This window comes from Bacillus cereus group sp. BfR-BA-01380 (assembly GCF_022663535.1).
GTDB classification, from domain to species: Bacteria; Bacillota; Bacilli; order Bacillales; family Bacillaceae_G; genus Bacillus_A; species Bacillus_A cereus_BB.
In genome coordinates this window covers 25,659-40,274 of sequence record NZ_JAKUFS010000038.1, presented here as the reverse complement: position 1 = coordinate 40,274, position 14,616 = coordinate 25,659, and the positions used below count along the sequence as shown (strand labels likewise).

Here is a 14,616-nt window from a genome sequence, read left to right as displayed (position 1 = left end):
CCCTCCTAAGAGTTTGTTTCCCTTCAATAATGTTTGTAGGTGCCCTCAACTTCTTATACAAGAAGGCTTGTGGTTGACCGTTCCTTCCCAATCAGAACTGTTACAGAGCCAAGAACTAGGGAATCATTCTTGGGTATGCAACCTACGAACGGAGTCCACAAAAGACTGAGGCTAGACAACCAGGACTTGTTTCAAGCCCCCACTTCAAAACGTGTTAGCGTTTAAGTGGTGGGTAGTTGACACGAACTAGATATACATTATATTTTTTACTAGTTTCATTTATTATAATATTTTTTCTGAAAAATCAAAACAATACGCCGAATATTTTGTATAATATTGTAAAAATGTGTTCTTGGAGGGATTTTATGTTAAGGAAGCTATGGAAATCTTCTATACAACTACTAACTGTTTTCATTACATTACTTATTCTACTAAACATCCCAGCCCTATTTATAAGCGAAAGCAGGAACATTTCATTTCAACCAAGCCAATTCATACACGCCATTACTAATATGGGTAAACAAATTTTTTCTTTACAATCGCTTACTTTTCAAATTCCTGCATCCACAGGTAACTTGAAAACAGTTCCCTTGTTTCCTAGTGTATTAGAACCATACATGTATTCATTTACGATTTTATTTGCTGCCCTATTTCTTTCTATATTTGTTGCAGTAAGTATTGCATATTTTTATTTTTTATCATCAAAGTGGATTAAAAATATGATTCAGCGCACTGCTTTCGTATTGGAAGCCATCCCGGATGTAATGATTATGATCTGTATACAAATGTTTTTTATGTGGTATTTTCGTCAAACAGGTGAATTGCCCGTACATATTATGACACTCAATGAAAAGAAAGCATATATACTACCTATTATTTGTTTGTCCATACTCCCTACGATTCAAATGTTCCGAATGATGATATTGTACATAGAGGAAGAGCGTATAAAACCGTATGTTGAAGTTGCCTATGGGAAAGGCCTTTCATCAAGCTATATCATCCGTATACATTTATTTAAAAATATTTTCATTCACCTATTCCATCATTCAAAAATGATTTTTGTCTTTTTACTTTCCAATTTATTCGTACTAGAATGCGTGTTTCACATGTCAGGTATTATTCAATTCCTTATTTTCACAAATCATTTTTCACCATCCATTACATTTATTGTACTTTTAATGATTGTTATGCCTTTTTACCTTTTGTTTCAAATTTGTTCTTATTTTATGAAAAGATGGCAAACACAAATGAATGGAGAGGTTATATGAAGGCTATTTGGAAATCAAAACGTTTTGTATTGGGATTAACATATATTGTCGTACTTGTCATCGCTAGTTTTATTTATGGCTTCTACTTCAAAGAAGACACTTTAAAGCCAATGAGGTTGTTATACGATGAGAATGGAGAATTAATTGCCGCTTCACCATTTCCACCAAAGCAAATGCCTCCGCTTGGTTCGGATCGCTTCGGGGAATCTATCTTCTTTCAAATATTAGATGGAGCAAAATTTACCATTTTATTCGCAATTGGAATTAGTCTATTACGTGTTTTACTTGGTACAATACTTGGTGTGTTATTAAGCTTATATGTAACGCGATTAAAATCTTTTGTAAAAACATGTACAGAAGTATTTTATTATTTACCAACTGTTTTCGTTGCATATATATTAATGCAGCCTATGAACAAAATGATTTTTTCAAACTTAGATAGTAAACTCGAGGTCAACTTTTCTCTTCTATTTTATCAAGCTATCGTTCTCGTCCTTGTTGTTTTACCTACTATAACGACATATGTATCTTCTGAAATTGATGAATTTATGAAACAAGAATATATTTTAAGTTCACAACTAATGGGAGCAAACCGCATACACATTGTTCGTACACATTTACGCGTATTATTTAAAGATCGCCTCTTCTTATTGTTTATGCAAAATATTATCCAAACCCTTCTTTTAGTTACCCATCTTGCACTAGTAAGGCAATTTATCGGAGGAGTACAAAAGAAAAGTGCAGATTTAGGAGAAGATAAATTTATTTCACTTTCTAATGACTGGGCAGGACTTGTTGGTCTCAACTATTTCGAACTAAATGTTTCTATATGGATTGTTTTTAGCACACTTGCAGCTCTATTTCTGACTATCCTCATACTGAAACTAATGACAACAGGAATTCAAGATGCTTTAGCAAAACAAGATTATTCTGTTAAAAAAATTGAAAAACAAAAAGAAACATCCCAATACAGAAAGGATGAGCACGCCTTCACTTTCGCTAACAAACCTGAACATCCTTATCGGTCTCCTGCAAATATGTAAAAAAAGGAATTTACATGAAAAATAAATTCGGTTTCATTTTGCTATGTATCATTATTACGACAAACATCATTCTATACTTTTTCTTACCACCTGAAGTCGTAACAAAGCGGGATTTCAACGGAAATCCCACTTCTACTCTAACAAAAGGAACACATGGAACAATTGCTATTAAGCAGTCTTCTTCTCTGTAAAGCAAATTCTTTGTATAAAATAAAGCAGGAGATTCCCCCTGCTTTATTTTATTTCCTTCCAAAACGAATAACTCACCTTCTCATACCCTTCTCTCTCATAAAAACGATGGGCATCTATTCTCGAAAACGCTGAAGTTAATACAACACAAGAACAATCATTTTCTTTGCCCCACTCCTCAATATAGGAGAGTAGTTTCTCCCCATATCCTCTTGAACGATGTGCTTCTGCTGTAACAAGATCATATATAAAAACATGTTTCTTATTATAAAAATTTGTACAAATTGCCGTTCCTGCTAAACTCACTACTTCCCCTTCATTATTATACAAAGCAAATAGGCGGTAATTTTCTTCTTTCATCCTTTCTAAAAGAGACAGCGCTTCTTCTCTAGTAAGTTTAGGTCGCAGTTGTTGTAATACTGGAAACACTCTACAAAATTCTTGCTCTGTTTTTACCTCTTGTACATGTGTATTCATATTCTTTCCCTCCAACTATTTATCCCGCATTAACGGGCAGTAATACTCCCGCCTCAAAATTCAGCAAAAGCATTGTCCAGCTCTAGCGGCTAGAATCTCCGGTCGTTTCGCCCCCTCGGACGAGGCAAAAAGCGCCTCTCTGTCGGGTGCGTGGGCGTCCTGCGATTCTGAGCGAGCCGCTTCCGCCTTTTTTAAGAAGTTAGGCGGGAGATAAACTGCCCGTAAAAGCCCGGATTGGTTCAGCTAACAATCAGTGGAGGATAAAGCCCCCCCACTGATTAAAGTTTCACTTTATCAAAAATTCAAAATGTTTTATGATTGTTATTATAAAAATTACATACCCCTTTTATAAGTGACAGTTTTTTTCTTTTTTACAGGGGCAGTTTGAAAGGTTGATACCAATGGAGCTTACCATCCCATTAGATTCAAAAAGTAAAATACCTCTTTACATACAAATTTATAACTATATGAAAAAAGAAATCTTACAAGGAGGTATTGAAGCCGGTAGCCGCCTACCATCTCATCGGAATTTATCTTTGCAGCTTAATGTAAGCCGTAATACAGTGGAATATGCCTATCAACAGTTAATAGCTGAAGGATATGTAGAGAGTAAACATAGACGTGGTTTATTTGCGGCGAGTATAGATTACGATATGATTCGAACAACAAATAATAAAAATATAGTAAGTAGAAGAAAATCTATTCAGGAGAATTTCCGTTTCAATTTCAGTCAAGGAAGCATTGATGCCTCTTCCTTTCCATTATCTACTTGGAAAAAGATCACAAATAATTGTCTCTTAGAATTTGAGAATGATTTGTTTACAAAAGAAGACCCTCAAGGTGAATGGCAACTACGTTCTGAAATTTCTCGTTATCTCTATCAAGCACGCGGTGTTCAATCTACTCCAGAACAAATTATTATTGGAGCGGGTACACAGCCACTTCTTTGGTTACTTTTACAATTACTTGGTTATGAGAACATTTATGCAATGGAAAATCCCGGCTTCCACCGCGTAAGAGCTGTCATGCAAAGTTGCGGATTACAGATACAACCAATTTCTCTAGATGAAAAAGGGATTCACATTTCTTCTTTATATGAAAGTGATGCGAATATCGCATATGTAACACCGTCTCATCAATTTCCATATGGAATGATTATGCCACTTTCCCGCCGTATGGAACTACTGAAGTGGGCTAACGACAATAACGGGTACATTATAGAAGATGATTATGACGGTGAATTTCGTTACATAGGAAAACCGATTCCTTCCTTACAAGGGTTAGATACTAATGGGCGTGTCATTTATATGGGCACATTTTCAAAATCATTTTTACCTTCATTTCGAATGAGTTACATGGTTCTTCCGCAAACTCTACTAGCAAACTATGAACATGATGGAACCATTTTCAAACAAACCGTCTCCAAAATACAGCAACTTACATTTGCAACATTTATGAAAGAAGGATATTGGGAGCGGCACTTAAACCGAATTCGTACTGTATATAAAAAGAAACATCACTTTTTCATACATACCATTCAACAAGAAATGGGCTCTTCCGTCGATATCATTGGTTCTCAGTCTGGTCTTCATATTGTATTACACGTTCATAACGGGATGAATGAACAAGAGCTTATAAATAAAGCAGCAGAACAAAGCGTGAAAGTATATCCTTTATCTCCGTATGATATGATAAATAATTTTCAGAATGAGTCTTACGTATTGATGGGATTTGGAGGGATATCCATAACTGATATTCCCTATGCCATTCAGTTATTGAAAAACGCTTGGTTTTAATTTACTACTTTTTTCCTATTCTTTCTATAAATATAGTATAATTATTTTGAGAGAATTTTCAGATAAACAAGTCTATATAAAATGAAACTTCCATCAGTGGGGGTTTTCTTCTCCTATCATTTACTACCTGTTGTGCTAAAACGACATATTTTGACGGTCTTAGTAATTGTTATAGCAGAATAAGAAGTATACAAGATACCAATAGAGGGGTTGTTTAAACTGATGGATATAATCATGACGTGTTTAGGTTTGACTGGTTCGGTGTGTTTAGCAATCGTAAAAAGACATAGAGAGGGTAAAGATAAACAAGATATTATACTAACAGCAATAGGTATTTTTCTATTATGTTTATTTTTAATTTATGTTGGAAACAAAGACTTAAATAGATAATCTGTCAATAGAGGTGAAAAGAACTGGCAATAATATATCTATTACTCATACCCACAGTAGGACTATTTTTCTTAATTGTTGGGAAACCTTTACTGTCTATATTAACTTTCTTTATCTTAATCCTAGGAAAGTCGATATACGATAATAAGAAGAGTAAGTCATAAAACTGGAAATATAGTAAATCTTTCAATAAAGGAAAATTAAAATGACTTTATATAGATGAATAGAACGCCCATCTTTCTTTTAATTCACACACAACACGCTATAAAAAGGAGACTAGACTATGCAAATTCAAAACAAATGGAGTAAAAAGGACAGCGATTATATTAGAAAACAACTCATTTCCTTCAATAACTCGCAAGTTGCAGAAAGTAAACCATCACCTCTAAAAAATGTCTGTTTAACAGTGAAAAATGATGATGAAGAAATCGTAGCTGGTTTAATCGGTATTATTTTTTGGCAATGCCTACATGTTGATATTTTATGGGTCGATGATAGCCTGCGTCACCAAGGTTATGGCAGTAAACTTCTATTAGAAGCTGAACGAATAGCGAAAGAAACAGATTGCACGCTCATCAAACTTGATACTTTTAGTTTCCAAGCACCTGAATTTTATAAAAAGCATGGTTATGAAGTATATGGTGTTATAGAAGATTTCCCAAAAGGACATACTCACTATTACTTACAGAAGAGAATTTAAAATAGAAAATTCTTAAGCTATACGAAAAGGATAGATAAAGTGAAACTTTAATCAGTGGGGGTTTTCTTCATCCCCCACTGATTATTAGTTGAACCAATCGGGCTTTTACGGGCAGTTTATCTCCCGCCTAACTTCTTTGCTTTCGCTGAATTTTGAGGCGGGAGTATTACTGCCCGTTAATGCGGGATAAAGTAGATATATATGATCAAGACCTAAATCGTAAAAAGTCATAAAAAATAAAGGGCGATACATATTAGTCATGTATCGCCCTTTTAATTGTTGTTCAACAATCTGTCCCGATTGTTGGACAGATTTTTAAAAATTGAATGATCCATACACAAAGCAAAGTTGCCTGACTGATCTAACTCAAAAACCAAAAGCACACCCGTAAAATAATGGGCTTCTTTGGGATTCCTGCGCAAAAAGAACACATTTCGTATCACAACGTCTTATTCACACTGTATAAACCTTCTTCAAAAGTTCAGTAACTTCTTCTATTGTAAGACCAAAGGATTTGTAGTATGAAATGTCGCTAACCATTTGCTTTATGACCATTTCGTTGCGTATTCGCAGTATCTCATCGGATGAGAATTCGGCTACAAAGCACCCTTTACCCGTTATTGTATTTATCAAGCCGCATCGTTCGAGTTCTTCCCAAGCTTTCTTTACGGTGATGATACTAACACGAAGTTCCTTGGCTGCTTGTCGAATTGGTGTTAAACAATAGCCGCCTTCTAATTCGCCTTTCAAAATTTGGGCGCTGATTTGTTCGAAAAGCTGCTGATAAATTGGCTTTTCAGATGTGTTCGAAATTGCTATGTTCATTGTATCTCCACTTGTAGGAATCGCTTATACGCAATTCGATAAGCAATCATGGTGAATGAAATAAATATCACGATTCCTGCGATCAGGATGGATATTTGAAGCGCCATATTGTCAGCACCGCTACCATTGAAAATGTCAAACACAAAAGAATTCTGGATTCCGATCCATTGTGCAACTCCGGCAAAAACCATGGCGGCTGTAACGGATGCGAAGGTTGCTTCACTATATTTATACGCAATATAGTAATATACGGAAATAAAGATAATATTGAAGATCGCAAGCATGACAAAACATAGTCCCCAGAAACCCATGTGCGATGCGAAGAGATAGTAAGTTTGATTCGGATATAAGCGAATATTAAACATTCCAAAGATAATTGCACTAACAATATGCAATAATTCGAGAATGACAATAACGAACACTCTTGCCGCTAGATCGAGTCCGCTTGTCGGTTCGTCTAGGATGAGAAGCTTCGCCCCATGGGATAAGGCAAGGGCCAAACTGTACTTTACCTTCATCCCCGTCGACAATTCAACGATTTTTTTGTTTTCATCCAATTTAAATCTTCGTAAATAGTTGTAATAGGTTTCATCATCCCAATTCGTGTAGAACTTCTTAATCACATTGGTCAACGTTTTTATTTTGTTTCGAGTATAAAAGTCAATGCCGCTAAATGCGTATCCGATTTCCTGTTTCAATTCAATATCGTGTTCGGCAATGTTCTTGCCTAAAATACGTGCCTCGCCGCTATCAAGATGAATCATGTTCAAGATCGATTTAATGGTGGTTATTTTTCCTGCGCCATTGGCACCGATAAAGCCCATAATATAACCCTTTTCCAGTTGAAACGATACATCCTTTAACTCGAAATTTTGATATTTCTTATTTACATTTCTAATGTCTAATGCCAGCATACAGAACCTCCTTACTAATTGTGTATACCGTATATGCACAATATATGTCAGAGTACTTATTAAGTTGACTATTAAATTTTCTAATATGCGCCCATTTTTCATACATCACAATAGTAGGTCAAGGGTTAATAGATAGAGATTTACTAAAGAATGGTGAACATAAACAAGCAGTTATCATAAACAAAAATATATATAAAGAGGATATAATCTTTAGGGAAAACGCTCTTATGGTCATGGTAGACGGTAAGCTAGAAGAAATATATGTAGGTAATAAAACATTTAAGAAAGCAGAAATGGGAGATATATTCGAAGTCATTAAGCACCAGGGTAAAATTGAAGTTAACCCTAAGTACGACTATAACGAGTAATATGTGTAGCGTGTTGCTTTGGAATAAAGGTTGTTCAAAAATGTTTTGCAAACCCTTATTTAGGGATACCGCCAAATGCCCATCAAGCCAAGAAAGCAGGTTCTCCCCAAAACGAGATTTTTTTATTAGCTGCTAATTTGATTTTTCAATTTAAGAATTCTTTTAAATTTTATATAACAAGCGATTCTCCAAGGAATTAAATAACAAATCGCAATTAAGAATATTAACATATTGAGTGTACCTGGATTGATGGTAGAAAGATGTTGACGGAAATAATATCGTAAAGTAATCATAAGTAACAATGTCACAATAAAAGCTGCATATCCATCAACTTAAGAAAAGTAAACACCCCTAAAATGAAAAAATGAGCTGCCTTCTCAAAATAACTAACTATAGAGAAAGAAAACTTTCATTTAGGGGGTACTTCAAAATCTTAGCTTAATCGCCACATAACCAACAACCTAAAGAGTAAAAATCCCCCATAACGAAAATTCTATTCATTATTGACTACTGATAATGATGGGGTATGTGAACTATAAGAAACATCTGATTTAGATAATCAGATGTTTACCTTTTTTACATACCTGAAAATGGGGCATGTTTCCATATTAAAAGAGTAGGCAAAGTGTTTTTAATGTTTGTTATTAGCTTTTGTATGAATTTAATTTCAGATAATTGTTTATTGTATTCTTCTAATTGAATTAGATATTCATAATCATTTTGAAACATTGCATCTTTTAAAAGTTCGTTCAAATCCATGGCTAGGAAAAGGGTTAACATAGATAAGTATTGTGTTCCTCCTTTTGAAGCTCTTTTTCGTAAGAGGGTAAGGATTTGTTCTTTGGTTTGAAGACATATGTAACGTTTTTGAAATGATAAACCTAATATTCGTTTTTCAATTACTTTTATTTGTTTTTTTTGTTGTATACAATCTAAAACAGAATTATATAATTTGTGACTTAATCGTTGTTTTCCGCAAACTGTTAGTATCCACATTCTTATATTGTGATTGTCGTCTAAATGTTTTGTTACATCTAAGGTATGTTGTAAATAAGGGATATCAGATGACTTACTAGTCCTATGTACAATAAATTCATGATCTATATAAATATACTTTTGAAGGTAAAGTTCTAGCAATATGTTTATTGTAATGAACATTTCTATATTTGATTGTAAAGGAGGTTGTATAGTTTGAGTATCATCATCTACAGATAGTAAGAAAAAAAGCTCAGGGACTGTTAGATAATCCATTTCTTCTTATCACCCTTCTTTAGATAGAATTTGTATTTAAATATATATTCATCTTTTTATTTCATAAATCCTTCTGAATCATTAATGGCGTACAGACACATGCCCATCGACTTAAGGTTTTGAAGTATCCCCTAAACGCAATTTTACTTTTTTTGCATTTAGCTATCTTATCGTAAGCGTTGATGACATAAGATTCGTTAACGGAAGTTTCTACGTACTAAATAAAAAGCTAAGGACCCCATAATAACAGGTGCAACGAAATAAAAGAAATGTGAAAAAGAAAAAGTAAACATAAAAAGAAATGGTGTAAGTGTATAGATAACTGCTAGTCCTATAAATACAGGAATTCCAAATTGCAATTCTCTACATCGTTTGATTTTCCTATATAAGACTTCCCCAATTAGACAAGCTATAAGAGCTGGTATACTACCATAAGTGACGATAGTTTTAATGAATCCAAATAAAACGTTCGGGTGAATAAAGCTAGGATTAAAAATATATGAAATTAAGAACCATCCGAAAATAAAAGCAAACAGACTTGCAGCATAACTAATTACAAATTTTATCAACGTAATCACCCTCACAATTTCCTAATATTATCTTCATTGTATCATTATATAAGATAGATAAAATGTGAAATAAATGTAGTATACATGTAATTTTGACATAACGTCCTATTATCGGGATTCAATGTATTTAGAAGACTATTAAAGAATCTATAAAGTTCTAGCGTTTATTTTCAATCAATTTTTCCAGTTCTTTTAGATACATTTCCATTCTCTGTTTTAGAATATCCTTATTTCCCATTTGCTGTTCAACCTTATAACTTAAATCCTCTTGTTTTAACAGCATATAATGTTCATGAATTTCTAATAAGATCCACAATATATATTCATCAATTAGTCTTTTATATAGAGAGTGGTCACTGCCTGCATACCCTTTAACAAAACCCTCTGCTATTCTGTTTAATATGTCTACATTGTTATTGTATTCTCTATCTATATATCTTGGAGCGTTGGAATAAGAAGGGAGAAGAAGTTTATAACAAAAGTAAAAATAACCAGCATACTTTACATCAAAATCTAATCTAGGATATGGATCAATAATGGAAACATTATCCTGGTGAAATACTATATTCTCAGGGGTAACATCTTGATTAACTAAAGATATTTTTTGTATCCTTTTTCTTCGGGCAGAAATGATATTCTGTATTTTTAATTCAACCTTTTCTCGATTGAATGTTAACTCTGAGTTACTTAGCTTTTCTAATGCTTTAAGATAAAAATCATTATCTTGCTCCCATTTTTCTTGAATATCTAATGCTTCCTTACCCTCTACATTGTTTTCGCTCCATACTAAATTTCCATACCCCTTCAGCATAGTGTCCCTATCGTGCATCTCTTTATAAAATTTCCCCAACAACTGCCCTAAGTATAATGATTTGTTATATCCTAAGCTATGTAGCGGTAGACTACTTCCCATAAAGCTTTCTACATTAAATATTATTTCTTCATCAATGAAATATTTAAACTTGGTGGGGCATATTCTCCAAATACATTTGTTGGCTTGGTTATAGTATGTTTTAGATGATTCATATTCTGTAAGAAGTTGCTGTCTGGTGTAAGTTTGAAGCTGGTTATATGCTTTCTCTTTTTTAATCCTTATGACAAAATCTTGATTTGAAAATGTTTTTATTCTATACACTTCATGCCATGCACCTTCTCCAACATGTATGAATTCTTTCAAATCATTTATCATTAATTGTTTTAAAATATAATCAATTTCTTTGTTAGTTAATTTTTGCATACGGTATTTCCTCCTTCAGAAAGATTTCTAAATAATTTAATTTCATCATAACTTTAATTTCTTCGTATGTATAACCTATACACATTCAGTTAACATAACGTAACATTATCAGCAGTAATCAAATCCCAGAAATCCGTTCATATCAAGAGTTTTCCAGCCTTCTGTTCCCTCCGCTGTATGCAAGATTTCATACGTCCACGTCACGACAGCATTAAGCAGTTTAAACCGTTTTCGTAGCCTGCATGAAATCCTGCATATCTTTATGCGTATAAAATCCGCGTTTTGCCGTCAATACCCCATACCCATCAAGCTAAGTGGGACAAGAGGGTATATGTGAATGTGTTTTTTGAAATTTCTACGACTACACTAAAGATGTTCAAAAAGTTATAACAAAAGAAGAGTTGTTACTAAAAATCAATAATTGAACAATATAAAAACTGATTATCATCAGAAGAAATCAAAAAAGGTAATAACATCGAAGAACTTGTAAAAGAACGGTATCCTGAGAAATAAATCTAAAGCACTTTTTCCGTTTGTTATTTGGTGTGAAAGCATGATATTTCGATTTGTTCTACAAGCTTGCAAATTACTTCAAAAAATTTAAAAAATCATCAGCTGTAGATTGAAAAATGAGGAATAGAGTCCTATTAATATAGGACTCTATTTATATAGCAAATTCATTTATGAGTCTCACCACATGCCCATCAACTTAAGAATTTTATAACACCCCAAAACAAAAAATTGTACATTTTCACATGAAGATGTCAATTTTCTCGTTTTGGAGGTATTTGTATTTCTTAGCTTGATGGCGATGGGGCGATACCCCATTTAGTGAGAATCAAAATGAATTCTTATCCAGCAGGCTTATGTTTCGGTTTTATAAAAAAGTTTGATCATTTTCTGCCTGTGTTACTCCACAATCGCGCTCTTTTGTTGAGTAATTCGATTATTCTTTGATTATTTCATATTCGCATAAAGAATTCTAGATGAATGTTTATTACAGATGAACTCAATCATTTTGTACCTCCATAATATTGTCATCATATTAAACTATATTTTCAATGTCTAAATAACAAATCTAATATGTATAAGAAAAGAGGATATATGCTCATATATTGAACATAATATCCTCTTATTAGTTTCGTCTATTTACGTAGTCTCTGCTTTATCCCGCTATTTGTGGGCAGTAATACTCCCACCTCAAAATTCAGCGAAAGCATTGTCCAGCTCTAGCGGCTAGAATCTCCGGCCGTTTCGCCCCCTCGGACGAGGCAAAAAGCGCCTCTCTGTCAGGGGTGTGGGCGTCCTGCGATTCTGAACGAGCCGCTTCCGCTTTTCTTAAGAAGTTAGGTGGGAGATAAACTGCCCGTAAAAGCCCGATTAGTGAGGGCTGATAATCAGTGGGGGATGAAGAAAACCCCCACTGATTATAGTTTCACTTTATCTATCCTTTTCTTTGTTCTCTATATAGGGTGTAACGTTGAGAAAGTAAGGTCTTAATTATTTATGCATCATTTTCTTCTTAATGGATTTACAACACCAACAATTTTATCATTTTCTTTATATACACGCGGAATTCTGCGATTTAACATACACGTTACTTCATAGTTAATTGTCCCTAATATATCAGCAATTTCTTCTACTGCAATCTCTTCATTACCTTGCTTACCATAAAAGACAACCTCATCTCCAACATGTACCGGCATCGCTTTTGTTATATCGAGCATGAGCTGATCCATACAAACGCGGCCAATAATAGGTACTCTCACACCATTGATAAGCGCATACCCTTTACTTGACAATCGACGACTAAATCCATCTGCATATCCGATTGGAATCGTAGCAACCCACTCTTCCCCTGTCGCAACATACGTATTGCCGTAGCTTATCCCTCTTCCTTGTTTAGCTCGTTTCACATGAGCCACTTTGGACTTTAATGTTAAAATCGGCTGAAGTGTTACTGTATTATGATTCACTTCTTTCGATGGATACATCCCATATATTCCTATCCCAACGCGAACCATATTTTGAAATTCATTATTTAGTTCCATTGTTCCTGCACTATTCGAGCTATGAATAAGCGGCAAATGAATCCCCATATCTTTTGCAATATTTACAGCCTTCTCAAATAAATCTTTTTGCATCAACGTATATTCTTTATCTACTTCATCAGCAGTAGAATAATGTGTAAACATTCCTTCTACTGCTACATGTTGCATCTCTTTCAATTCTTGAAGAAACGGTACCACCTCTTCTTCTTGTAAACCAATCCTGCTCATACCTGTATCAATTTTTATTTGGATACGCGCCTTCTTTTGCAGACGCTCTGCTATGCGATCAATATTTTTTAAATCTTCAATTCTGTATACAGTCATCATAATATCGTATTCAATTGCGTCTTCTACAGCTTCCTCCGGTGTATAGCCCAAAACTAAAATCGGTACTGTTATACCCGCTTCCCGAAGTTCAATTCCTTCATCCACAAAAGCAACTGCAAGATGACTTACTCCCGCTTTAATCGCCGCTTTTGCAACTTCAATAGCACCATGACCATATCCATTTGCTTTTACAGCTGCCATCATTGCAATATTTTCATCGTTTACACGTTTTTTAAATTCTCTTACATTATATTTTACAGCATCTAAATTAACTTCAGCAATTGTATTTCTTCCGTATCTTGAAATCATTATTTTAACTCCTAACTGAATAATCCCATTCTATTTATCGTTCGATAGGACTTTTACACTATAATACTTTTCATTTTCCTAGTCAAACTACTAGAATCTTCAGAATCTTAAGTATGATATAATATCCTTAAAATCTTATTATAAACAGATGTAAGGGGAAATACAATGTTTGTTCAAGCAGCACTGCACCAATTAGAAATTGCGATTGATTCTACAATTCAGATGTTAGATCAAGTTACTTACGATGAATTACAGCAACGACCGCTCGAAAATAAACGATCTCTCTTTGAAATTTGTATGCATCTATCTCTGATTTGCCATGCGGATTTTCTTATTTTAAACGAAGCATCAAAGGAAGAGTTAGATACATTTTACAAACAACATACGCCGCACACACTTGAAGAAGTACAACAGAAAATGAAAGAAGGTTTCCATCTTCTTGCTAAAACATTTCAAGCATACTCCTTAGCAGAGCTTGAAGAAATCACACATTCCTATTGGGGCGTTTCTTATTCCCGTTTTGAATGGTTACTTGAAATTGTTGCTCATTTTTACCATCATCGCGGACAGCTCCATACTTTATTGACAGAACATGTGAAGAACCCGTTAATTCCTTTATTCGAATGAAAACAAACTACATATACATTTCAACAAAAAACAGCAGCCAATCATGTTCATACAAGTGGCTACTGTTTTTTGTTGAATTAGTATTCTTCCACACCGCTTTTTAGCTTTCCTCCAACACCCCAATGTGTATCAGGGATTTCAGTAACTAATATACGTACACGCTCTATATCTACTTCCAAACTTTTTGCTACAGCATCCGTTACATTCATAATGAGATGCTGTATTTGTTTTTGTTCCCTTCCCTGAAGGATTTGAATTTGTACAATGGGCATATC

The 14,616-nt window shown here is 34.1% G+C and carries 15 protein-coding genes and 1 pseudogene; 7 read left to right on the top strand and 9 right to left on the bottom strand.

Annotated elements, in window-relative coordinates:
- The first annotated feature begins 365 nt into the window (after positions 1 to 365).
- From MR076_RS23860 to MR076_RS23850, 3 genes and pseudogenes are all read left to right on the top strand, one after another.
- Complete coding sequence (locus MR076_RS23860; RefSeq protein ID WP_242224822.1) at positions 366 to 1,268, top strand: ABC transporter permease subunit; 903 nt, start codon at positions 366 to 368, stop codon at positions 1,266 to 1,268.
- Positions 1,265 to 2,311 carry an ABC transporter permease subunit gene (locus tag MR076_RS23855; RefSeq protein ID WP_242224820.1) on the top strand — a complete coding sequence of 349 codons (1,047 nt, stop codon included), beginning with the start codon at positions 1,265 to 1,267 and terminating at the stop codon, positions 2,309 to 2,311. The genes MR076_RS23860 and MR076_RS23855 overlap by 4 nt, the downstream gene beginning before the upstream one ends.
- Before the next feature lie 14 nt (positions 2,312 to 2,325).
- A pseudogene (locus MR076_RS23850) lies at positions 2,326 to 2,463 on the top strand (DUF1648 domain-containing protein); the annotation flags it as partial.
- Between the two features lie 82 nt (positions 2,464 to 2,545).
- Here the strand turns inward: MR076_RS23850 and MR076_RS23845 are convergent.
- Entirely contained in the window at positions 2,546 to 2,977 is a 432-nt protein-coding gene (locus MR076_RS23845; RefSeq protein ID WP_242224819.1) for a GNAT family N-acetyltransferase, read from the bottom strand.
- A gap of 401 nt (positions 2,978 to 3,378) precedes the next feature.
- Between MR076_RS23845 and pdxR the strand changes: the two genes are divergently transcribed.
- Together pdxR and MR076_RS23835 are read left to right on the top strand one after the other, a co-directional pair.
- On the top strand, positions 3,379 to 4,773 hold the full coding sequence (gene pdxR, locus MR076_RS23840) for a MocR-like pyridoxine biosynthesis transcription factor PdxR (RefSeq protein WP_242224817.1): 1,395 nt from the start codon (positions 3,379 to 3,381) through the stop codon (positions 4,771 to 4,773).
- 673 nt (positions 4,774 to 5,446) lie between these two features.
- Positions 5,447 to 5,863: a GNAT family N-acetyltransferase gene (locus tag MR076_RS23835; RefSeq protein ID WP_242224815.1), complete on the top strand. Its 417-nt coding sequence runs from the start codon at positions 5,447 to 5,449 to the stop codon at positions 5,861 to 5,863.
- A gap of 453 nt (positions 5,864 to 6,316) precedes the next feature.
- Here the strand turns inward: MR076_RS23835 and MR076_RS23830 are convergent, their stop codons facing one another.
- The gene (locus tag MR076_RS23830; RefSeq protein WP_242224813.1) at positions 6,317 to 6,688 is read right to left on the bottom strand and encodes a GntR family transcriptional regulator; all 372 of its coding nucleotides are present in this window, start codon (positions 6,686 to 6,688) and stop codon (positions 6,317 to 6,319) included.
- Entirely contained in the window at positions 6,685 to 7,602 is a 918-nt protein-coding gene (locus tag MR076_RS23825) for an ATP-binding cassette domain-containing protein (RefSeq protein WP_242224804.1), read from the bottom strand. Before MR076_RS23825 ends, MR076_RS23830 begins: the two co-directional genes overlap by 4 nt.
- Before the next feature lie 227 nt (positions 7,603 to 7,829).
- Here MR076_RS23825 and MR076_RS23820 point away from each other — a divergent pair, with 227 nt between their 5' ends.
- Positions 7,830 to 7,970, top strand: a complete 141-nt coding sequence (locus tag MR076_RS23820; protein ID WP_242224802.1) for a hypothetical protein — start codon at positions 7,830 to 7,832, stop codon at positions 7,968 to 7,970.
- 125 nt (positions 7,971 to 8,095) lie between these two features.
- Here the strand turns inward: MR076_RS23820 and MR076_RS26895 are convergent, their stop codons facing one another.
- The 5 genes from MR076_RS26895 to alr form a co-directional block, all read right to left on the bottom strand.
- A complete protein-coding gene (locus MR076_RS26895; RefSeq protein ID WP_396021733.1) occupies positions 8,096 to 8,278 on the bottom strand; it encodes a CcdC protein domain-containing protein in 183 nt (60 codons plus the stop codon).
- A gap of 268 nt (positions 8,279 to 8,546) precedes the next feature.
- On the bottom strand, positions 8,547 to 9,221 hold the full coding sequence (locus tag MR076_RS23815; RefSeq protein WP_242224800.1) for a hypothetical protein: 675 nt from the start codon (positions 9,219 to 9,221) through the stop codon (positions 8,547 to 8,549).
- Between the two features lie 197 nt (positions 9,222 to 9,418).
- On the bottom strand, positions 9,419 to 9,799 hold the full coding sequence (locus MR076_RS23810; protein WP_396021732.1) for a hypothetical protein: 381 nt from the start codon (positions 9,797 to 9,799) through the stop codon (positions 9,419 to 9,421).
- 148 nt (positions 9,800 to 9,947) lie between these two features.
- Entirely contained in the window at positions 9,948 to 11,027 is a 1,080-nt protein-coding gene (locus tag MR076_RS23805; RefSeq protein ID WP_242224798.1) for a hypothetical protein, read from the bottom strand.
- A 1,511-nt stretch (positions 11,028 to 12,538) separates the two neighbouring features.
- A complete protein-coding gene (gene alr / locus MR076_RS23800) occupies positions 12,539 to 13,714 on the bottom strand; it encodes an alanine racemase (protein WP_242224796.1) in 1,176 nt (391 codons plus the stop codon).
- Between the two features lie 165 nt (positions 13,715 to 13,879).
- On the opposite strand from alr, the gene MR076_RS23795 reads away from it, so the two are divergent.
- The gene (locus MR076_RS23795; RefSeq protein WP_242224794.1) at positions 13,880 to 14,341 is read left to right on the top strand and encodes a DinB family protein; all 462 of its coding nucleotides are present in this window, start codon (positions 13,880 to 13,882) and stop codon (positions 14,339 to 14,341) included.
- Positions 14,342 to 14,418: 77 nt separating this feature from the next.
- On the opposite strand, the gene MR076_RS23790 is transcribed toward MR076_RS23795, so the two are convergent.
- Positions 14,419 to 14,613 (bottom strand): 4-oxalocrotonate tautomerase, encoded by a 195-nt coding sequence (locus tag MR076_RS23790; protein ID WP_242224792.1) that lies wholly within the window; start codon positions 14,611 to 14,613, stop codon positions 14,419 to 14,421.
- Between the last annotated feature and the right edge of the window lie 3 nt (positions 14,614 to 14,616).